This window comes from Devosia sp. (assembly GCF_017744655.1).
In the GTDB taxonomy this organism is placed as follows: domain Bacteria; phylum Pseudomonadota; class Alphaproteobacteria; order Rhizobiales; family Devosiaceae; genus Devosia.
Window position 1 is genome coordinate 257489 of the sequence record NZ_JAGIAW010000004.1, and the last position, 19032, is coordinate 276520.

General features: G+C 62.6%; 19 protein-coding genes. 7 read left to right on the forward strand and 12 right to left on the reverse strand.

The window, feature by feature from the left end:
• Positions 1-18 precede the first annotated feature (18 nt).
• Genes J7557_RS10615 through J7557_RS10625 form a run of 3 tightly spaced genes read left to right on the forward strand, consistent with a single transcriptional unit; the run spans position 19 to position 3389 of the window.
• Complete coding sequence (locus tag J7557_RS10615) at positions 19-1089, forward strand: malate/lactate/ureidoglycolate dehydrogenase (protein WP_291420031.1); 1071 nt, start codon at positions 19-21, stop codon at positions 1087-1089.
• Between the two features lie 2 nt (positions 1090-1091).
• The gene (locus J7557_RS10620; RefSeq protein WP_291420032.1) at positions 1092-1904 is read left to right on the forward strand and encodes an NAD(P)-dependent oxidoreductase; all 813 of its coding nucleotides are present in this window, start codon (positions 1092-1094) and stop codon (positions 1902-1904) included.
• A 12-nt stretch (positions 1905-1916) separates the two neighbouring features.
• Complete coding sequence (locus J7557_RS10625; protein WP_291420033.1) at positions 1917-3389, forward strand: M81 family metallopeptidase; 1473 nt, start codon at positions 1917-1919, stop codon at positions 3387-3389.
• On the opposite strand, the gene J7557_RS10630 is transcribed toward J7557_RS10625, so the two are convergent.
• From J7557_RS10630 to J7557_RS10640, 3 genes are read right to left on the reverse strand one after another with little or no spacing between them, the layout of a single operon-like run.
• Positions 3386-3787, reverse strand: a complete 402-nt coding sequence (locus J7557_RS10630; protein ID WP_291420034.1) for a RidA family protein — start codon at positions 3785-3787, stop codon at positions 3386-3388. The genes J7557_RS10625 and J7557_RS10630 overlap by 4 nt on opposite strands.
• A 15-nt stretch (positions 3788-3802) precedes the next feature.
• Positions 3803-4798 carry a GntR family transcriptional regulator gene (locus J7557_RS10635; RefSeq protein ID WP_291420035.1) on the reverse strand — a complete coding sequence of 332 codons (996 nt, stop codon included), beginning with the start codon at positions 4796-4798 and terminating at the stop codon, positions 3803-3805.
• Positions 4795-5565: an SDR family NAD(P)-dependent oxidoreductase gene (locus J7557_RS10640; protein ID WP_291420036.1), complete on the reverse strand. Its 771-nt coding sequence runs from the start codon at positions 5563-5565 to the stop codon at positions 4795-4797. Before J7557_RS10640 ends, J7557_RS10635 begins: the two co-directional genes overlap by 4 nt.
• Before the next feature lie 64 nt (positions 5566-5629).
• Between J7557_RS10640 and J7557_RS10645 the strand changes: the two genes are divergently transcribed.
• From J7557_RS10645 to J7557_RS10655, 3 genes are read left to right on the forward strand one after another with little or no spacing between them, the layout of a single operon-like run.
• A complete protein-coding gene (locus J7557_RS10645; protein WP_291420037.1) occupies positions 5630-6820 on the forward strand; it encodes an amidohydrolase family protein in 1191 nt (396 codons plus the stop codon).
• Positions 6804-7265, forward strand: coding sequence for a hypothetical protein (locus J7557_RS10650; protein ID WP_291420038.1), 462 nt, complete (start codon positions 6804-6806; stop codon positions 7263-7265). Before J7557_RS10645 ends, J7557_RS10650 begins: the two co-directional genes overlap by 17 nt.
• Positions 7262-7753 carry a hypothetical protein gene (locus tag J7557_RS10655; protein ID WP_291420039.1) on the forward strand — a complete coding sequence of 164 codons (492 nt, stop codon included), beginning with the start codon at positions 7262-7264 and terminating at the stop codon, positions 7751-7753. The genes J7557_RS10650 and J7557_RS10655 overlap by 4 nt, the downstream gene beginning before the upstream one ends.
• Here the strand turns inward: J7557_RS10655 and J7557_RS10660 are convergent.
• Genes J7557_RS10660 through J7557_RS10670 form a run of 3 tightly spaced genes read right to left on the reverse strand, consistent with a single transcriptional unit; the run spans position 7750 to position 11883 of the window.
• Complete coding sequence (locus tag J7557_RS10660; RefSeq protein ID WP_291420040.1) at positions 7750-10005, reverse strand: MFS transporter; 2256 nt, start codon at positions 10003-10005, stop codon at positions 7750-7752. The two genes, J7557_RS10655 and J7557_RS10660, sit on opposite strands and share 4 nt — an antisense overlap.
• A gap of 7 nt (positions 10006-10012) precedes the next feature.
• A complete protein-coding gene (locus J7557_RS10665) occupies positions 10013-11086 on the reverse strand; it encodes a sialidase family protein (protein WP_291420041.1) in 1074 nt (357 codons plus the stop codon).
• 8 nt (positions 11087-11094) lie between these two features.
• The gene (locus tag J7557_RS10670) at positions 11095-11883 is read right to left on the reverse strand and encodes a helix-turn-helix transcriptional regulator (RefSeq protein ID WP_291420042.1); all 789 of its coding nucleotides are present in this window, start codon (positions 11881-11883) and stop codon (positions 11095-11097) included.
• A gap of 149 nt (positions 11884-12032) precedes the next feature.
• Between J7557_RS10670 and J7557_RS10675 the strand changes: the two genes are divergently transcribed.
• Positions 12033-12809, forward strand: a complete 777-nt coding sequence (locus J7557_RS10675) for a phytanoyl-CoA dioxygenase family protein (RefSeq protein WP_291420043.1) — start codon at positions 12033-12035, stop codon at positions 12807-12809.
• A 68-nt stretch (positions 12810-12877) separates the two neighbouring features.
• Here J7557_RS10675 and J7557_RS10680 read toward each other — a convergent pair whose 3' ends face one another.
• From J7557_RS10680 to J7557_RS10705, 6 genes are read right to left on the reverse strand one after another with little or no spacing between them, the layout of a single operon-like run.
• On the reverse strand, positions 12878-14377 hold the full coding sequence (locus tag J7557_RS10680; protein ID WP_291420044.1) for a M81 family metallopeptidase: 1500 nt from the start codon (positions 14375-14377) through the stop codon (positions 12878-12880).
• Positions 14378-14391: 14 nt separating this feature from the next.
• Entirely contained in the window at positions 14392-15672 is a 1281-nt protein-coding gene (locus J7557_RS10685; protein ID WP_291420045.1) for an amino acid deaminase, read from the reverse strand.
• A 9-nt stretch (positions 15673-15681) separates the two neighbouring features.
• Positions 15682-16494 carry an aldolase/citrate lyase family protein gene (locus J7557_RS10690; RefSeq protein WP_291420046.1) on the reverse strand — a complete coding sequence of 271 codons (813 nt, stop codon included), beginning with the start codon at positions 16492-16494 and terminating at the stop codon, positions 15682-15684.
• Between the two features lie 5 nt (positions 16495-16499).
• Complete coding sequence (locus tag J7557_RS10695) at positions 16500-17285, reverse strand: SDR family oxidoreductase (RefSeq protein WP_291420047.1); 786 nt, start codon at positions 17283-17285, stop codon at positions 16500-16502.
• Positions 17286-17288: 3 nt separating this feature from the next.
• Positions 17289-18248 carry a Gfo/Idh/MocA family oxidoreductase gene (locus tag J7557_RS10700; RefSeq protein WP_291420048.1) on the reverse strand — a complete coding sequence of 320 codons (960 nt, stop codon included), beginning with the start codon at positions 18246-18248 and terminating at the stop codon, positions 17289-17291.
• 5 nt (positions 18249-18253) lie between these two features.
• The gene (locus J7557_RS10705; protein WP_291420049.1) at positions 18254-19030 is read right to left on the reverse strand and encodes an SDR family oxidoreductase; all 777 of its coding nucleotides are present in this window, start codon (positions 19028-19030) and stop codon (positions 18254-18256) included.
• Positions 19031-19032: the final 2 nt, after the last annotated feature.

The following is a 19032-nucleotide window of genomic DNA, read 5'->3' on the forward strand; positions in this document are numbered from 1 at the left end:
TTTGGGCTGGAGAGAGCAATGGTGGCCTTACCGGTTGAGCCGGAACTGCTGCGGCGCGCGGTTGTCGAATTGTTCGAGGTGGCCGGGGCGACTGCGGAAAATGCCAGGCTGATAGCCGGCCATTTGATCGAGGCCAATCTGCGTGGTCACGATTCCCATGGGGTTGGGGTGGTGCCGCTTTATCTTAAAAGCATTTCGGCGGGCGGCATGGTCTTGAACCAGACGCTCAAACCTGTCGTCGACAGTGGCGGCATGGTGATCTTCGATGCCGGGCGTGGCGTGGGCCAAGTCATGGGGCATCGCGCCATGGAGGCCGGGATCGAACTGGCGCAGGCGCAGGGCAGCGCCATTGTCGGCCTGCGCAATAGCCATCATCTGGGCCGGATCGGACACTGGGCCGAGCAATGTGCGGCTGCGGGGCTCGTTTCGATACATTTCGTCAATGTGGTTGCGGGGCCTATCGTGGCGCCTTTTGGCGGGACCAAGGCGCGGCTGGGGACCAATCCCTTCGCGGCGGGATTTCCGCGGGCGGGGGCGGAACCCGTCGTGGTCGATTTTGCAACGAGCCGCCTGGCCATGGGCAAGATCCGGGTCTATCGCAATCAGGGCAAGAAGCTGCCGGACAATGCGCTGCTGACGGCCGATGGGCTGCCGACCAATAATCCCGATGATCTTTTCGCCGAACCGCCGGGTGTCCTCGTGCCGTTTGGCGAGCACAAGGGCTGGGGGCTGGCTCTGGCCTGCGAACTGCTAGGGGCGGCGCTGCTGGGTGGGGAGACCCAGCATGATGGGGCGAGCGATCCGGCAGTGATCAATTCCATGCTGTCCATACTCGTGTCGCCCGAGCGGATCGGGACGCTCGATGTATTTGGTAGCGAGATGGCGCAGGTGCTGGCCTGGGTGCAGTCGGAAAATGCGGAAAAGCCTGGGCAGGTATTGCTGCCGGGGCAGCCGGAACAGGCGGTACGGCGCCAACGGATGGATGAGGGCATCCCAATTGACCCGACGACACTGGGTCAGATTGTCGAGGCAGCGAGCGAAAGCGGGCTCAAGGGGCTGATCTTCCAAAATCTGGCGCGGGAGCTTTAGCGATGGCGCGTGTGCTTATCACCGGCGCTGCCGGCAATCTGGGCGGCAAGCTGGTTGCGCATTGGCGGACGAACGGGATCCATGAGCTTGTCCTGCTCGACCGGGCCGGTGGAGCCGATGTGATCGGGGCCGATATCAGTAAATTCGAGTCCAGTTGGGTCGAGCGTTTCTCTGGCGTTGAGGTGGTCGTTCATCTCGCGGGCCAGATTTCGCCGGCGTCGAAATGGGAGCAGGTGCAGCCGGCCAATATCGTCGGTACCGCCAATGTGTTGCGAGCGGCGCGGGAGGCGGGCGTGCCGCGCGTGGTGTTTGCCAGCACCAATCAGGTCATGGGGGGCTATCGGTTTCGGACAGAGCAAATTCGTTCGGACTCCCCGCCGCTGCCGCTCAATCCCTATGCGGTGTCAAAGCTGACTGGCGAGGAAATGGGCCGGGCCTTTGCGGCGGAGACGGGGGCGGATTTCATTGTTTTCCGTATCGGCAATATCTGGCCGGGCGAAAACCTGCCGGGGCCAGATCTCGGAATTGGTAGCTGGGGTCAAGAGATGTGGCTCTCCAATCGGGATTTCCTCCAAGCGATGGATGGCGCGGTGGCGGCATCGAAGGTGGGGTTCGGCATCTTCAATCTCGTTTCCGCCAATCCGGGCATGCGTTGGGACATTGAGCCGGCACGGCGGGTCCTCGGCTACGAGCCGCAGGATGGGAATGCGCCGGTCTATACGCCTGAAGTGATTGCGGAGGACGAGCGGGCGCGTAAAGCGGTGCTGGTGCCCGGAACCTGGCTCGATCAGCACAGCCGTCTTCTCGATATTTAGCGGGATTTTTCCATGCGCATCTTCATTGCCACGCTTGGCACCGAGACCAATACCTTCGCGTCCTTTCCCACGGGGATCGACGATTTCTATGACTGTTTCTGGAATGAGGGCGATATTGCGAGCGCCATACCGTCACCGTGGAGCGGGCCGGGGCAGACCTGGCTGAAGCGCGCCGAGGCGGAAGGCTGGGAAGTGGTGCAGAGCCTTTTTGCCTTTGCCAATCCGGCGGGGCCGACGACGAGGCCGGCCTATGAGAGCATGCGCGATCGCATCCTCGGCGACCTGAAAGCGGCTGGACCGGTCGATGCGGTGCTGATGTTCCTTCACGGCGCGATGATCGCGGACGGTTATGACGACTGCGAGGCCGATCTTGTAACGCGGATGCGCGCCATTGTCGGGCCGGAGGTCAGGATCGGGCTCGAGCTCGACCTGCACGCGCATATCGATGATGTGCTGGTCGCAGCGGCCGATATCATCGTCTTCTACAAGACCTATCCGCATATCGACCACAATGAGCGGGCGCATGAGGTTTTTGATCTCATGAAGCGGACGCTGGCGGGCGAGATTGCGCCTGAGATGGCGCTGTTCGATTGCCGCAGCATCGGCCTGTTTCCGACGACGATGGAAGGGCCTATGCCCGGATTCTGTGCGGAGATGGAAGCGGCAGAGGGGAAGGGCGGCGTGCTGTCGCTATCGCTCAATCATGGGTTTCCATGGGCCGACCTGCCGCAGGCGGGGGTGAAGATGCTGGCGGTGGTGGACGGGGATGCGGCGCTCGCCGAGAGTGTGGCGGTCGATTTTGGCCGGAGGTTTTATGCAATCCGGAAGGAAGCGACGCTACCCTTTACACCTTTCGAGGAAGCGATTGCCGAGGCCGGTATTGCTGGCGACATGCCGCTGGTCATCGCCGATACTGCCGACCAGATCGGCAGCGGGGCGCCGGGTGATACAACCTATGTATTGAGGGCTTTCATCGAAGCGGGCATTCGCAATGCGGCGGTGGTGCCGCTCTGGGATCCACTGGCGGTAAAAATCTGTTTTCAGGTGGGCGTCGGCGCGCGACTAAAACTCAGGATTGGTGGCAAGTATGAACCGCATTCGGGCCCAGCGCTCGATGTGGAGGCAGAGGTTTTGCACCTCGCGGCGGATTCGTGGCAGGGGCATATCGGGGACGAGAAAATCCGCATTGGCGATGTGGCCGTGGTGCGGGTCGACGGCATTGAGGTATTGCTGACGACCTTGCGGACCAATCTCTATTCGCTTGATCTGATGAGCCGTCACGGCATTGTCTACGAAACCAAGCAGGTGGTTTCGATCAAGAATCTCTACAAGCAGAAGGACCTGTTTGCGCCGATATCGCGAAAACAACTGTTCGTGGCGACGCCGGGCACCAGCAATCCCGACTGGAAGGCCCTGCCTTTCGAGCGGTTGCAGCGGCCGATCTGGCCGCTGGATGATGATCCGCTGGGGCTGAACCAGGCTTAGCCGATGCGTTCCGCCTCTTGGCGGGTGGCCTTGGCATAGGCGACGCAGTCGAGTTCGAATTTCAGCTTGGTGCCGAGGACGCCGACGATGGTGCTGCGGCTGGGTCGGGGTTCGCTGAAATATTCGGGATAAATCTGGTTGTAGAGGGCGAGGTCGGCTTCGTCGGCGACGTAGGACTTGACGTTGACGACGTGATCGAGGCTGAGGCCGCCGGCTTCGAGGATAGCGCGCAGGTTTTCGATCGAACGGCGCATTTCGCCTTCAAACGTGTCGGTGATGATGGCGCCGCTGGCGCTGTCGACCGAGGCTTGGCCAGAGACGAACATCAGGTCGCCAGCGATGAAGGCGGGGCTGAACGGCAGGTGCGAGCGGGCGCCGCTATCGACGAGCTTGAGCATGAATAAAAGTCCTGATCAGTAAACGAAATGGGCCGGGAAAGTGTGGACACCGCCTTCGCCGGGCCGGTCATCAAGGTTCTGGTAGATGGTCGGCAGCACCGTCTTGAGCCAAGCACCGCTTTCGACGACGAAGCCGGGGCGGTGGGAATCGAGCCCATAGGGATAGATGCGCACCGGCTTGGCGAGCGCTTCGGCCATGCGGGCGTGCCAGCGGTGGTGCATATAGCCGCAGATGAGGTCGGGCTGGAATTCGGCGATGGTCTCTTCGAGCGGCACAATGTCGGCCGTCTGGTCTTCCTGATTCACTTCGGCGATGCGCAGAATCTGGACCGCTTCGCTCGCGGCACAGGCGGCTTTGAATTTTTCGAGACGTGAGGCCTGTTCGGAGGAGAGGTGGACCGTGTCGAGATAGAGGACGCGATTGGGTCTGTTGCCGAGCCGGGCGAACATTTCCTCGAAGGCCGGGCCATAGTCCAGGCCATAGCTGTGGATGCCTGGCAGGTCGAGCGTGGCGTCCAGGACGCTGACCTGGCTCGTGGTCTGGCCGAGGGCGGAAATATCGGTTTCGTCGGTGATACCGGCGAGGACGACCATGTCGAGACGGTCCCAGAAGGTGACCGGCATCTTGTCGTGGGTGAAACTGCCCATGACGAATTCATGGCCATCCGAGACAATGCCGCGTTCGAGCGCGATGACGAGGCGGGTATAGAACTCGTTGTTGAAGATGCCGCCGCCGACGATGTTGCGGTTATAGAAGAAACCGACGCGGTGGTGGGCTTCGGCCCAAGGGGCCTTTTCGAGGAAGGAGCCGCGGCCGACCTGACGGCGGATGACGCCTTCGGCTTCGAGGTCCTTGAGGGTCTTGATGACAGTGATCAGCGAGAAATCGCAGAATTTGGTGATCTCGTTCTGCGACTCGATCTTGTCCCCCGCCTTGAGACCGGCCGTTTTCCAGCGGCGGAACAAGAGGTCCCGCAATTGCAGGTGGCGCGGTGTCAGTTCAACATTCACGGTTCGACACCCCAGGACAGTTGGTTGGCAAGAATCCCGCCATCGATGAACAACATCTGTCCTGTAATATAACGCGCCTCATCGGAAGCAAGAAAGACTGCGGCTCCACCGATATCTTCGGGTTCGGCGATACGGCCGAGTGGAATCTGTCGAGCCAGGGCTTTTCTCAAATCCTCGGAGGCGAGGGCAGCGGCAGTGAGTGGGGTGCGGACGAGGCCGGGACCGAGACCGTTTACGCGGATGCCGCGGCTGGCGAGGGTTACCGCGAGGGATTTGACCAGCATGAGCACGGCGCCCTTGGACGTGTCGTAGGCGACGCTATCGCGTTCGGCAGCCATGGAATTGGTCGAGCCGACGCAGATGATGCTGGCGCCGACCTGTTCGGACTTGACGCGGTTGGCAAAGGCCTGGCTCGCAAAGAGATAGGCGCGCACATTGAGGGCGAAGGTGCGGTCGAAAATATCCTCGGTAAGCTGGCCGAAGGGGGCATCGAGGAAAGTGCCGGCATTGTTGACGAACGTATCGAGTACTCCCCAGCGTGCGTGGGCGTTTGCGACAAGCTGTTCTGCGCCGCCGGGCTTTGAGACATCGGATTGTACGAAGTGCACTTCCGTGAGGGCAGAAAGTTCGCCGATGGCCTCTTCCGCCCGGTCGTCGCGAATGTGAGAATTGAGGATCACGCGATGGCCGTCAGCGGCAAAAGCCTTGGCAATTCCGTAGCCTATGCCTTGCGTGGAGCCGGTGATGCAGACGGTGCGGCGATCCATATTTACACCCGAAACGAAGTGAGTTAACTCATTAGCATAATAACATGCTAATAGAGGTTCCCCAATGGGTGTCAAGCAGAAGTGGGCAGGGGGTCTGGTGGTGACACCCACGGGGATTCTGCGTCATGACCTGTTGGTGGAAGACGGCCGGATTCTGGGCATTGTCGCACCGGAAACGGCGGTCGGGACCGATTGGCTGGTGCTGGATGCCAGCGGGAAACTGCTGTTTCCGGGCATGATCGACCTTTTGCAGCATGGGTTCGATATCAATCTCTATTCCGATGCGACGCCGAACGGGGTGGCGGACTCTGCCGCCAAGTTGCCGGCGCGTGGGGTGACGGCGTTTCTGCCGTCTATCGGCTGCCAGCCGCCGACGGAATTCGGGTCAGTGCTGTCGCGGCTGGCCGAGGCTTGTGGACGCGCCGAAGGGGCGCGGGCGCTGGGCATTCACAGCGAGGGGCCATGCTTCAATTCGCCGGGGGCGCATAACCCGCAGAACCTGCAACTGCCATCGGCTGAGCTGGCAGCGATGATGCTTGACAGGACGCAGGGTCGGTTGGCGGCGGTGACTATTGCGCCGGAATTGCCGGGGGCGGAGCAGTTTATCCGTGCGATGAAGGCGGCTGATGTTTCGATCCATTTCGGGCACAGCCAGGCGGCGCCGGACGATGTCTCGCGCTATGTTGGCTGGGGGATCGACGCGGTGACGCATATGTATGACGTGATGCGGACGATCCCGCCGGATAATTCGGGCGTGCATGTGTTTTCGCTGCCCGATGCGCTGCTGGCGGAGCGGCACCTGGCGCTGGGCGTCGTGGCCGATGGCATTCATGCGCATCCCAAGCTCCTTCGTATTCTGGCGCAATTGCCGGCGGATCGGGTGTTTCTCGAAACGGACTCGATGAAATATGCGGGCCTGCCGGGGACGGAGTTCGAGTTTTATCCCGGATATTTCGTGACCAGTGCGCCGGGCAAGGCGGTGCGGGATCGCAATGGCGGGCTCTGCGGTTCGTCGTTGACCTCGGACGAGGCCATGCGAAACTATGTGTCGATGGCGGGCGCGGATCTGGTGCAGGCGGCACATGCGGCGAGCCTGGTGCCGGCGCGGGTTGTCGGGCGGGAGGCGGACCTCGGCAGTATCGAAGCGGGGAAGCTGGCCGACTTCGTGCTGCTCGATGCAGTGGACTTGTCGGTTGAGGAGACCATTATCGGTGGCAAATCCTACTTTAGGCGCGACCATGCAAAAGCTGCCTGAAACACCGCTGCGTTATCAGGAAGAGGGCAATGTTCACCTCGATTTTCATGGTGCGGTGAACACGACCATCGACTTCATCGTCGAGCGCTACGGCGTCGAGGTGTTGCATGAGATTTTCGCCAAGGTGGGCAGGGATGTTTATGTCGACCTGCGGCGGCATATGCTGGAGGGGCATCCCGAAGAGATGGTGCGGCATTGGCGGCATTTTTTTGCCCGCGAAAATGCCGACTATGACATTGCCGTCAGCGAGGACGAGATCGTGCTTACCGTGCGCCGCTGCACGGCCTATCACCATGTCGCGAAGATCTCGCCATCGGTTTCGGCGCATTTCTGCGACCAGACGACCAAGGTGAACGAGGCGATCGCCGAGGGCACGCCTTATCGGATTGATACTGAGATTACCGGGCCGGGCGCGTGCCGGCAGATCATCCGGAGGCGCGCATGATCCCGAGCGACCATTTCACCCGCTTCTATAACGAGGTGTTCAAGTTCCTCGAAAGCAAGGGGCAGGAGGACCTCGACCTCTACTGGCTCGAAATCAGCAAGAACCAGGAAAAGCATATTCTTGACCTGATCAGGACCAAGGGCCTGCAGGGCATGTACGAATATTGGTCGGTGATCGAAGAAGAGGAAAATTGCGAGCTCGACCTGATGGTCGATGACGAGCATCTTGAGCTGCACATGCACGGCTGTCCGAGCCTTGCCAAGGTGATGGACAACGATGCCGCGCCGATGACACGCTATTGCGACCATTGCGCCGGATGGATCGGGCCGATCATGGACAAGACCGGCTATCACCTCGTCTATGACGTCATCAGCCGCACCGAGCCGCGCTGCGTCATGCGCATCTTCAAGGACGTGGAAAAGGCGAAAGAGGCGGAGAAGTCGGTGCAGCTCTTGATGGGGTGGCCGGGCAAGAAGGCTGCGACCTAGTCCTTTGGCGGCCGGAGGACGTGGCGGGCGGCTACGGCGAGAAGGACCATTAGAGCCGGGTGGGCCTCGGTGATGTCTTGGGTTCCGTCGATCAATTCCACAACTGGTAGCGCTTCGCTGTGGGGCGAGGCGGCGATGAGCGGGCGCAGGGCGCGGAGGGCGGCGAAGCTTTCGGCGGTCGGGCCGGTGCCGAGGCCGGCAGCGGCTTGCTGCAAGTTGGCGCGGACGCTCTCGGTGCGTTTGTCCTTTGCGTCGAGCGATTTGGCCAATCGGCTCAGCAGGGCCGGCAGGCAGTAGCCGGGCATGCGTTGTTCGCGGCGCCAATTGCGGGCGAACTGTTCTTCGAGGCCGAGGATTTTGGAAATGGCCAGCAGCACGACCTTGCTGCGCGGTTCGCTGATCGGGTTTTCGTCGCCGGCCTGGTCGACATAGATCGCGACAAGGGCGGGTACGCTTTGCCGGTCGCCGAATTTGCCGAGAGCCGAAGCGGCGGCGAGGCGGCAGTCGATGTCGGCATCTTCCGCGAGCATTTTTCTCAGCGCAGGCAGATAGGTCTCGGCGCGGATGTCGCCGAGCGAGCGGGCGGCCCGGGAGCGCAGGAGACGATTGCCGTCGTCGAGGAAGCGGGCAATTTTTGCGGCGCTGGAGCGGGACTGAAGCTGGCCGAGGGAATCGAGCGCGGCATATTGCAGCTCAATCAGGCCGTCATAGGTGAGGATCTCTTCGAGCGCGTGGATGGCCTTGCGCGTCGGCGGGAGGCGGCCGAGGGCGCGGATGGCTTCGTGGCGGACATCGAAACTGGGGTCTGAAAGGGCTGAGATCAGTTCGTCCTTGGCGAGCGTGCTGCCGGTGCCGCCAAAGCTGTAGGCAAGGTCGCGGCGGCGTTGTTCCGAGGTAAAGCTGGAAAAACGCTGGATGCCCCAGAGGGCACGCAGGGGATTGCCGGTGGAGAATTGCCCGAGAAAATCGCGGACGCCGGTGGCGCCTTCTTCCTTGAGGAGCGCGAAGACGGCGGCGGAGCTGGCGGTGACGAGGGCGGCGACGAGGAAGAGAACCTCGTAGCCGCCGATATGGGCCGAGCCGAGATTGGTGCCGTTGTGCTCGAAATATTGCACCAAGACGCCCGCGAGAACGGTGAGGCCGCCGCCAAAGATGCCGTCGCTCGAATAGGCGAGGGCCATGTAGCTCTCGCGCTCGGTGGGCGGCACATAGTTGAGCATATAGACGCTGCCGCCGACCATGGCGCCCTGAACGAGGAAGCCAAAGAGGAAGAAGACGAGGCCGACGAGCAGCTCGACGCCGGGAATGCCGTCATGGAGGAAGGGCAGGGCGAGGAGCATGGCGACCTGCAGGGTCTGCAGGGTGATACGGATGGCGCGGGTGCCGTGGCGGTCGATGAACCAGCCGGCGGCATAACTGCCGGCGGCAGAGCCGACCGGGACGAGCGCGGCCATGAGCACGATCTGGCCGCTCGAAATGCCGAGGCGCTCGCGGAAGAACAGCAGAAGGAAGATATTGAGCGCCGCGAAGACAAGATATTGGCTGCCGGACGAATAGAGGAAGGCGAGGAAATTGCGATCGCGCAGGGGGACGCGCAATTGGCGAATGGCGTCGAGACTGCTGCGGGAGGAGGTGCGCGGGCCGCCGCCGCCGAGGCCGAAGAGGAAGAGGCCGCCGACAATGCCGATGACGATGCCGATGGCGAAGACGGGATAGAAGCGCTCGATGCCGTCTTGTCCATCGAGCCAGAGCTGGATGAGGAAAGAGCCGATGAGGGCGGTGGGTAGATAGGCCAGAGCGTTCTTGCCGCTGACCTGACCGCGCACGAGGCGGGGGATGATTTCCTGCGACCAGGGGACGACGGCAGCTTCGGAGAGGGTACGGCAGATGGCGAAGCAGATGATGGCGCCGAAGATCAGGGCGAAGGCGATGTTGGGCGTGACGATAAAGAGGGGGGCGATGAAAAGCGGCAACAGGAAGAGGTAGCGAGCGATGAGCGCGAGGGCAGCGACGCGTTTGGTGCCGAAGTGCAGGATAACCGGCAGCGCGGCGATGCCGAGAACCTGGAAGAAGGGCAGGATGCCGCCGATGAGGCCGATGCGGTCTTTGTCGATGCCGAGTTCGGCTGAGAAAAGCACCAGCGGCGCGCCGACGGTGCAGAGTACGGCGGTGCCGGTGAGTACGGAATAGCCGTAGTAGAACGGCATTTTTCTCAGCTTGGCGTAGTCGGTCAGTTCTGGTGTCGTCGACACAATGGCCTCAGAGCCGGATGCGGAAAGTTTTGATGACATGCTGGCCGTTTTCGACCTGCCAGCAGCAGGCGAGGTATTCGCCATTGCCGAGCGTAAGCAGGCTCGGCTGGCCGAAGCGCAGGCTGGCGAAGGGATCGGCCTTCCCCGTCCTTTGCCCCAATCTTTCGTCGGCGAAAAGAGCAAGCGTGTCCAGCACCTCCAGACGATCATGGTGGAGGCGGGAGCGATAGATATTGAGGCCGACGGGGGATTCGCGGTGGGCGTGAATGGTGAGCATTTCGCTGTGATCGAGGGCGAGGCCGTTGGAGGCCTGGGCGGGGATGCCAGTGTCGAGGGTGCGGAAGGTCTTGCCGCCATCCTCGGAGAGGGCGAGGCGATTGGTCAGGTTGCGGCCGGCGGCGATGTCGAAGGCCCAGAAGAGGACGCCGATACGCTCGCCGCCGAAGTCGATCAGGCGGCTTTCCCAGGGGGCGATGGTGCTGGGTTCAGCGCGGAAGAAGATAGATTTTTTCTGCCAGGTTTTTCCATTGTCACCGCTGGAAATCAGCCAGCCTTCGTGATTGTCGGGACCGAGATGGAATGGGGCGCCCGAGCCGAGGAGTTCGCCCGAGGCGCGCTGGATCACGGGGCCGGAGATTTCGAGGCCGGCATCTTCGACGGTGAAGCGCTCCGGCACGGTCCAGGTTTGGCCGCCGTCGTGGGAGCGGGACAGCTTGTTGTGGAGTGGCAGGAGTTCGTTGGTTTCGGGATCGACGACGGGTGTGAGCGGGGTGGGGCGGAGGAAGACATAGCCGGTGGCGAGGAGGGAGCCGTCAGCGAGGGCAGCCGGTTTGAAGGTTTCGGATTCTTCGGGGGTGAAGGTTTGGGTGTGGAGCGGCGCGGGGGTGCTCCAGGTGTGGCCGTTGTCGGTGCTGCGGCTGACATAGGCCCGCATGTCGGCGGCGTCGAAGGCCTGGCCGATGGAGAAAAGCGCGACGATGTCGCCATTGGCCAGGCGGGCGAGGCCGGGAAAGGCGGCCTGGCGGCTGACGAGAAGCGGGTCGGGATTGGCGTAGAGTGTGCCGGTTTTAAGGAGCTGCATTGGGGCTCTCAGGCAAAGGGATTGGAGCGGTGGCGGAATTCGCCGGGGGTGCAGCCGCGGCTGCGGTGAAAGGCGGCGATGAAGGTTTCCGCGTGGCCATAGCCGACGAGGCGGGCGATTTCGCCGAGCGTGTAGCGGGTGGTCGAGAGCAGGTCTTCGGCGCGGCGCAGGCGCATTTCGCGCAAGTGGCTGCCGGCCGAGGTGCGGTATTGGCGGCGGTGGCGGGCGCGCAGGGCGCTTTCATGGACGCCCATCACGGCAGCGACGTCACTGAGGGTGCGCATCTTGTGGAGGGATTTTGTTGCCTGGCCCCAGGCCATGTCGAGACCGTCATCGCTGGGTGCGGGCTCGTTATGGGTGGCGGTGGGGTGATCGAAACAGTCGAGCATGGCGAGGAGGAGCCGACGGCGGCGTTGCAGGTCCGCCTCAGTGGTCGCGCCGGCGAGATCGAGGCTCAGGCGCAGCATGGATTGAACGTGCATGGCTTCGCCGGGGCGTGGGAGAAGATAGCCAGGGTCGCTGGTTTGTGCGCTGACCAAAGTGAAGTGGCAGATCGAGGCGGTGGCGAAGCCGCCGATGGTGGTGCCCGAGAAGGGGGTGTTCGGGAGGATCAGGATACCGCCGGGGGCGCTGAGGGCGATGTTGTCGCCGCCGATACTGAGGCGCACGCTGCCTTCGTGGATCCACAGCAGGTCATGAAAATCCCACTGCGCCGGGCCAATGGGCATGCGCCGATCGAAGCGACCGAGGCGGTGCTCGCGCAGAATGATGCTATCGGGGTCGATGCTCTGGGTCATGCCAGCACAGCACCATGAAGCGGGGTGCGCCGCCACTGATGTGTGGCAGGCGCAATCGGAATTCCTAGTTTGCTGCCGCACTGCTCAACAGACGGCGACAGGCGCTTGGTCTCTGATGGTGGCAGAGGGAACCCAGAAGGAGAAAGCCGATGTCCGTGGCCATGCAGGAACCGCCCACCAACCTCAAGAGCGATTTTGACCGGGATGGTTTTATCGCCATCAAGCCGCTTTTCGACGCCAGCAAGATGGCGGAGATCAATCGCGAATTCGACCGCTATGTCGAAAGCTGCGTGCCTGAGATGAAGGACACGGAAGTATTCTACGAGGAGAAGGGCGCCAGGGGCACACTCAAGCAGATGCAGAACATGCAGCACTATGATGCGTATTTTCGCGATCTGCTCGAGATCGACACGATCCGCGAACTGGCCGAGGGCATGCTGGGCGAAAAAGCGCGGGCGGTGAACCTTGAATATTTCAACAAGCCTGCCGGCATCGGCAAGCCAACGCCACCGCATCAGGACGGGTATTATTTCCATTTCAACCCGCCAGCCGCGGTTACCGGATGGCTGGCGCTGGAGCGGGTCGATCCGGAAAATGGCTGCATCCACTATGTGCGTGGGTCGCATAAGAACGAAGGCTATCGACCGCATGGGCGATCGGAAATCCTTGGCTTTTCGCAGGGAATTACCGATTTCGGCACTGCGGACGACAAGGCTAATACCGTGGCCTTTCCGGGCGACGCGGGCACCTTCCTGATGCACCATTCCAAGACCATTCACTGGGCGGGGCCGAATACCTCTCCGACGCGGGCGCGGCGGGCGCTGGGCTTTGTCTATTTTGGCGAAAGCGCCAAGGTGGATGAGGAGGCGCGGGCGGCTTATCAGGCCAAGCTCCAGGCCGATCTTCGGGCCGCCGGCAAGATCTGAATGGCGATGGCGGGGCCCAATGGGGCTCCGCCGCAAACCTCTTCGATCTTGCGGCGGTCTTGGCATGTTCAGCTCAATGAAATCACCTTGCCCTGAAGCTTGGTGAAGGGCAGGCGGCGCAGGTCGCTGGTGCAGAGGCCGGGGCTGTCGACATAAAAACTGGCGCGCTGGATCGAGTCATAGGCGGCGCGATGCGAGACGGCGGCCTTGATGACGACATAGGTGGCGTCTTCGGGGCGCAGACCCTGCGAATGGTATTGACCGAGATCCATGGGCGCCGTCTTGCGCTCAGAGAGCAGGATTTTGGCCTGATTATTGGCGATCACGGCGCAGCGGCCCATGCGGATAGTCGTGCCGCCCATGGAGGCGAGGTGCGATTTCGGGTTTTCGAGCTGGAAGACGCCGTCGCTGAGGTTTTCGACGGTGCCGGTGAAGGGGATCGGCGCGCCGTGATGGGCGTCGGTCTTGCCGCCGATCAGCAGCGAGACTTTTGCGCCCGCTCCGGCGGTGAAGCATTTGGCCACGGCTTCGCGGTCGGCAAGGGCGGCGAGGATGTTTTTGCGGCCGGTTTCGAGGAGGGGGCCGAGGAGACCCGTAGCATCGCCCGGCGTGCCACCGCCGATATTGTCGGCGGGCTCGATGAGGAGGATCGGGCCAGTGCCCGGCGGCAGGGAGTCGGCTTTGGTGAGGGCGGTGGCGAGATCGTCTTCGTGCGGGTAGCCGGCTTCGATATTGGCTTCGAGGACGCTGACCAGCGTGTCGAGGTGTTTTTCGGCGGCAGCGACCGGACCCTTGGTGACAAGATTGAGGCTGAAGCCGCAATCGGGAATGTCGGAATAGGCGTAGCCGGCCATGACGTTGACGGTCTGGATATCAGGATCGCTGGCCTCGATGGCGCGGGCGGCGGCGAGGACGCTCTTCATCGGGTCATTGGCGGAGCCGACACCGACGGGCGAGACGATGTATTTGGTCGACCGGTGCAGCGCCTTGATATTGGGTTCGCTGAGGGCGCGGTCCAGCAGTTCGGCAGCGGCGACGGCTGATTCATAGGCGTCGGTGTGCGGGTTTTCGCGATAGGCGCGGAGGATCGTCGAGTTTTCGACCATGACTTGCGAAATGTTGCCGTGGAGGTCGAGGACGGCACCCACCGGCAGATCGCCGCGGCCGGCAGCTTTCAGGCGGTTGCGAATGGTCTTGATGACGAGGCCTTCGACGTCGTCGGAGCCCTCGCTGACCATGGCGCCGTGGAGGACGAGGAAGATGCCGTCGATCTCATTGATGTGGCGGTCGAGACCGGCGAGGAAGTGCTCGAAAAAGAGCTCGACGATGTCGTCGGTCACCTTGCCGGCCGGTTGGGCCGCCATCTGGATGGTGGGGAGGATGCGCCAGCCTGCCTTTTCAGCGTAGTCGATGAAGCCGGCGCTGGGCGAGCCATTGCCGCGGTTCTGGTCCACGGCGGCCTGACCGATGCGGATGCCGCCATCCTCGAACTGGGCCATGCCGGTCTTGTCGGCGAGGAAGGTGTGGGTCTCGTGGTAGAGGCCGCCGAAAAGTATGGTCTTGGACATGGCGCAGTCCCTGGTCAGAAGAAGGTTAGAACGCCGTCGATAACGGTGTAGTCGTCGTCGACGATGGGGAGGAACCGCCATTTGTCGAAGGCGGTGCAGGGGTGGGAGACGCCAGAGGCGACGAGGTCGCCTACCTGCCAGTCGGTGTCGGGGCCGAGGCGGACATAGGCGTGCTGGTCGTTGGTGGCGAAGATCGTCGCTTCGCCGACAGGCAGGAAGCCGGTGCCGGGACGGTAGCGCTTGAACGGGATAGGCAGGCCTGAATCGTAGGGCACGTCGCGCTTGCCCATGGAGAGGAAGGCGAGGCCGGGTTCGGGCATGGACTGGACATAGGCCCAGGCTTCGAGGGCCGGTTGCAGATCGGATTTCCACGAGCGGCGCGGATCGGCCTTGGCTTCGTCCTGGGCCTTCTTGTAGGCGCCGGAATCGTTGGTGACGTAGCAGCCCGAGCGCAGTAGCACGCGGACGGGAAGCGGCAGGTCTAGGGTCGAGAAACGGTCGGCGACGATATCGAAATAGGAGGAGCCGCCGCCCGAGAGGATGAATTCGTCGAGGCCGGCATAGAGGTTTTTGGGCAGGGCGCGGGCGATGTCGACGATGCCTTGGGCAAAGGGTTCGACGAGCATCGGGTCCTTGTCGATGCCCGGCACGACGCCTTCGAAGGTGGCGAGGCCGGCGAAGCGGACAAGGTTCTGGTCGCTCGATGCCAGTTTGTCGGCGAGGGCGAGCGCTTCGGCTTCCGTGCGGAGACCGGTGCGGCCGCCCTTGGCGCCGATTTCGAGCAGGACCTTGATTGGGCGGATCGGAGCAAGCTCACGCAGATGCGTGAGCATATTGTCGAGCTGGGCGGCGGAATCGAGAAAGCACAGAAAATCGAACTCTGGGTCGCTGTCGATGAGTGCGGCGATGCCGGCGAGGTGCGCCTTCCCGATGAGTTGGTTGGCAAGGAGGACGCGCTTGACGCCATAGTGGTGCATGACCTGCACCTGATTGACCGTAGCAGCCGTCATGCCCCAGGCGCCGCCGGAAAGTTGCTCGGCGAAGATTTGCGGGCTCATGGTGGTCTTGCCATGGGGCGCGAGGGACAGGTTGTGGCTTGTCAGATATTGCCCGAAGACACTGGCATTGTGGTCGAGCGCGCTGCGTTTCAGGAGCATCAGCGGCATGGGCAAGTCTTCGCGGAGGACGTTCCAGCCTTTGCCGGCAATGTCCTTCAGTGCGAAGGGTTCGGCTGTCGCGGGGATGCCCTTGGTGCGGCCGTCGAGCAGGGTTTTCTGCAGCGCCTCGAGGTTCATCTTTCCGTCCTAGATCGCGTCGAATGCGGAAAGGACGTCGTCGGCATAGGTGGCGAGGGCCACCACGTCGGCGCCAACGCTGAGGAGGTTGTAGCCCATCGAGACATAGTCCTTCACATTGACCTTGCCGGCGACGGTGGCCGCGATCTTGCCGTGCTTGCGGGCGACTTCGGCGACGCGCTCGCGCACCTTGATGATTTCGGGCGCCTGAATCTGGCCAGGAATGCCGAGGCGAACGGAATAATCGCCGGGGCCGAAGAAGAGGGCGTCGACGCCGTCGATTTCGGCGATGGCTTCGATTTCATCCAGCGCCTCGGGGTCCTCGATCTGGTGGCAGACGAAGCGTTCCTTGTTGGCGGTTTCGAGATAGTCGAGAAAGCCGACCCGCGTGAACATGCCGTCGTTATTGCCCCCATCGACGGCGCGGCGGCCGAGCGGGGCGAACTTGGTCATGTCGCGCACGGCGCGGGCGTCGGTCGCGCCCATGACGTGCGGGACGATAAGGCCGGTGGCATCGGCTTCAAGCGGGCGGATATAGTCGGAATAGCTGCCGCGGGCGACGCGGACGAGGCTATCGACGTCGTAAATCTTGGCGGCTCGGATCTGGTGCTCGATGGCCTCGATGCTGGCCGAGGTGTGCTCCTGGCAGAGCCAGAGCGCGTCAGGCTGGGCCTGGGCGAAGATTTCGGCGACCTTGGCGTCAAAAGTGTTTAGCTTCAGCACGCGCGCAACGCCGCCAGCGGCGATGGTGCGCAAAACGCGGCTCTTGCGCATGCGGTGCTGGGTGGCGGGGGTGGCGGAATAGAGCTGCTTTTCGGTCATGGCTGTTACTTTGCGGTGTAGCCGCCATCGACCGGGATATTGGTGCCGGTGATGTAGGCAGAGGCATCGGAAGCGAGGAAGACGATAACGCCCATGAGATCGGTCTCATTGGCCATGCGGCCGAGCTGGGTGCGATCGGAATAGTTCTGCACGAAGGGCGCGGGCTGGTTGGAAAAGAGCCCGCCGGGCGAGAGGCAGTTCACCCGGACATTGTCCTTGCCCAGAATGCTGGCGGCCCAGCGGGTGAAATTGATCATGCCGCCCTTTTCGTAGAAGTAGATGGGCGAGGGATTGGGGTTCATGTCGGTGCCGGCATAATTGCCCATTTCGACGCCAACCATGCCCATCATCGAGCCGATATTGATGATCGAGCCGGATTTGTTGGCGGCCATGGACTTGCCGAAGAGCGAGGTGATCTTGAACAGCGCCGAGGCGTTGACGCGGAGGCTCCGGTCATAGGCTTCGAGATCGTGGTCCCAGCCATCGGTGGCCGAGCGGGTCACGGCATTGTTGACCAGCACGTCGCAGCGGCCGCTACGCTCGAAAATGGTTTTGTGCAGGGCCTCGATGGAGGCGTCGGAGCTGAGGTCGAGCGAGAGGGCGGTGACGTCATTGCCGGCTGCGCGTTCTTCGGCGGCAACGGCTTCGAGCTTGGTCTGGTCGCGGGCAGCGAGATAGGTCGTAGCGCCGGCTCCGGCGAGGGCGGCGACGATCTGGCGGCCATAGAGACCCGCGCCACCCGTGCAGAGAGCAACTTTGCCCTTCAATGAAAAAGTGTCGAGAACGCCCATGGATCAGGCTCCGAAGCTGGAAAGCAGGATTTCAGCGCCGCCGGCCTCGCGGCTTTCGATGCCGGCGATGACCAGTTGCATCAATTCACGCGTCTGGGCGAAGGGGACGGGTGGCACGCCGGTGCGCAGGAACCCGACATAGCTTTCGAGCTGCACCTTGAAGGCGGTGTAGGTGTCCTGGCTGCGCAGGGTCACGCCGCCCTCGGTGCCGGCGAGGGTAATGAAGCCTGAGCCGCCGATCTGGTCTGCGGTCACGGTGATAACGACGTCGATGCCCTTGGAGTGTTTCAGGTGCACGACGTTGCGCTCATAGGTGCCGGTATTGCGGACGGAGACGAAGCCGGGGCCGGTAATAGGGTAGATCGACTCGAGGGCATGGATGCCGTAGGTCTCCCACTTCTTGGCCATGGTGGCGAAGACCGTGCGCAGGGGGCCGAATTCGTAGGTGGCGCCGTGATAGGGCGCGAATTCCTTGGCAAAGCGCATGCCCGAGGAGGAGATGATCGGCTTGCCTTCGGCGATCCAATTGGAGAAGGTTTCGAGGTCGGCGCGGTTGTCGCAGAGCGGCTTGTCGATGAAGACGGGAAGGCCGGCCTCGACGAAGGGGCGAGCGCGCTCGACATGTTCAAAACCCTTATCGGTGGCGACGATGACCGCGTCGACCTGGCCGATGACGTCTTCGGCGCGGGTGACGACATTGGCGATCTTGGCGACTGCGGCGACCTGCGGGGCTTCGGCAGGGTTGTCGGTCCAGACATGGGTGACTTCGACGCCGGGAATGCCCAGCGTTTCGGGGGGCTGTTTGCCGATATAGTTGATGATCGCCGGATATGGGCAGGTCTTTAGCGCTTCGGCGTCATAGCGGCCGTTGATGATCATCGACCAGGAAAAGGGGTGGCCATTGCCCTCGACCATGCCGAGCATGGCGAGACGGATGGGGCGGTCGGCGAAGGGAAAGGTCATTGAGGTCACCAGGCGGTCCAGCCACCATCTACGCCGAGCACCTGGCCGGTAATGTAGGAGGCGGCATCGGAAACGAGGAATACGGCGGCGCCGGCGGTTTCATGCTGGCGGCCGATGCGGCCCAGCATGGTTTCGGCTTCGAGATTGGCGATGAAATCAGGATGGGTTTCCTGCACTGCAGCATGCGGGAAGGGACCGGGATAAAGCGCGTTGACGCGGATATTTTTCGGGCCGTAGTGACCGGCCATGTAGCGGACCATCTGGTTGAGGCCGGCTTTGCCTACGCCATATTCGATGGCGTTGGGCGCCATCTTGCCGGGATAGTTCTTCGGATCGGGCGAGACGACGCCATACATGGAAGAGTAGAGCACCATCGCGCCGCCGGGAGCCATCTTGCTCGCCGCGGCGCGGGCGAGGAGGAAGGTGCCGGTCAGGTTGATGCGGTTGGCGAGGTCGAAGGTATCGGCGTCGAGGGCATCAAAAGTCTTGCCGGAATTGAAGGCGGTGGCGGCGATGAGGCCGGAGAGATTGCCGAAGGCCATGGTGGCGCCGTCGACGCAGGCGAGGATCGAGGCTTCGTCGGCCATGTCGAGGGGCAGGGTGGCGACGCCGCCGTTGCCTGGAGCGTTGGCGACGGTGGTGCGGGCGATTTCGAGACGCTCGATGTCGCGGTCGGCGATGATGACATTGGCACCCTGGGCCTTGAGCAGCAGGCAGACGGGAGTGCCGAGATAGCCGGCGCCGCCGGCGACGAGGACGCTGCGGCCTTCAAGAGAAAACATGT

Coding starts and splice junctions, on each gene's coding strand:
- J7557_RS10690 (WP_291420046.1), bottom strand. CDS start 16,494: ATGACCGAAAAGCAGCTCTATTCCGCCACCCCCGCCACCCAGCACCGC.
- J7557_RS10685 (WP_291420045.1), bottom strand. CDS start 15,672: ATGAACCTCGAGGCGCTGCAGAAAACCCTGCTCGACGGCCGCACCAAG.
- J7557_RS10700 (WP_291420048.1), bottom strand. CDS start 18,248: ATGACCTTTCCCTTCGCCGACCGCCCCATCCGTCTCGCCATGCTCGGC.
- J7557_RS10620 (WP_291420032.1), top strand. CDS start 1,092: ATGGCGCGTGTGCTTATCACCGGCGCTGCCGGCAATCTGGGCGGCAAG.
- J7557_RS10630 (WP_291420034.1), bottom strand. CDS start 3,787: ATGCTCAAGCTCGTCGATAGCGGCGCCCGCTCGCACCTGCCGTTCAGC.
- J7557_RS10650 (WP_291420038.1), top strand. CDS start 6,804: ATGCAAAAGCTGCCTGAAACACCGCTGCGTTATCAGGAAGAGGGCAAT.
- J7557_RS10670 (WP_291420042.1), bottom strand. CDS start 11,883: ATGACCCAGAGCATCGACCCCGATAGCATCATTCTGCGCGAGCACCGC.
- J7557_RS10680 (WP_291420044.1), bottom strand. CDS start 14,377: ATGTCCAAGACCATACTTTTCGGCGGCCTCTACCACGAGACCCACACC.
- J7557_RS10705 (WP_291420049.1), bottom strand. CDS start 19,030: ATGTTTTCTCTTGAAGGCCGCAGCGTCCTCGTCGCCGGCGGCGCCGGC.
- J7557_RS10640 (WP_291420036.1), bottom strand. CDS start 5,565: ATGGATCGCCGCACCGTCTGCATCACCGGCTCCACGCAAGGCATAGGC.
- J7557_RS10615 (WP_291420031.1), top strand. CDS start 19: ATGGTGGCCTTACCGGTTGAGCCGGAACTGCTGCGGCGCGCGGTTGTC.
- J7557_RS10655 (WP_291420039.1), top strand. CDS start 7,262: ATGATCCCGAGCGACCATTTCACCCGCTTCTATAACGAGGTGTTCAAG.
- J7557_RS10695 (WP_291420047.1), bottom strand. CDS start 17,285: ATGGGCGTTCTCGACACTTTTTCATTGAAGGGCAAAGTTGCTCTCTGC.
- J7557_RS10675 (WP_291420043.1), top strand. CDS start 12,033: ATGTCCGTGGCCATGCAGGAACCGCCCACCAACCTCAAGAGCGATTTT.
- J7557_RS10645 (WP_291420037.1), top strand. CDS start 5,630: ATGGGTGTCAAGCAGAAGTGGGCAGGGGGTCTGGTGGTGACACCCACG.
- J7557_RS10665 (WP_291420041.1), bottom strand. CDS start 11,086: ATGCAGCTCCTTAAAACCGGCACACTCTACGCCAATCCCGACCCGCTT.
- J7557_RS10625 (WP_291420033.1), top strand. CDS start 1,917: ATGCGCATCTTCATTGCCACGCTTGGCACCGAGACCAATACCTTCGCG.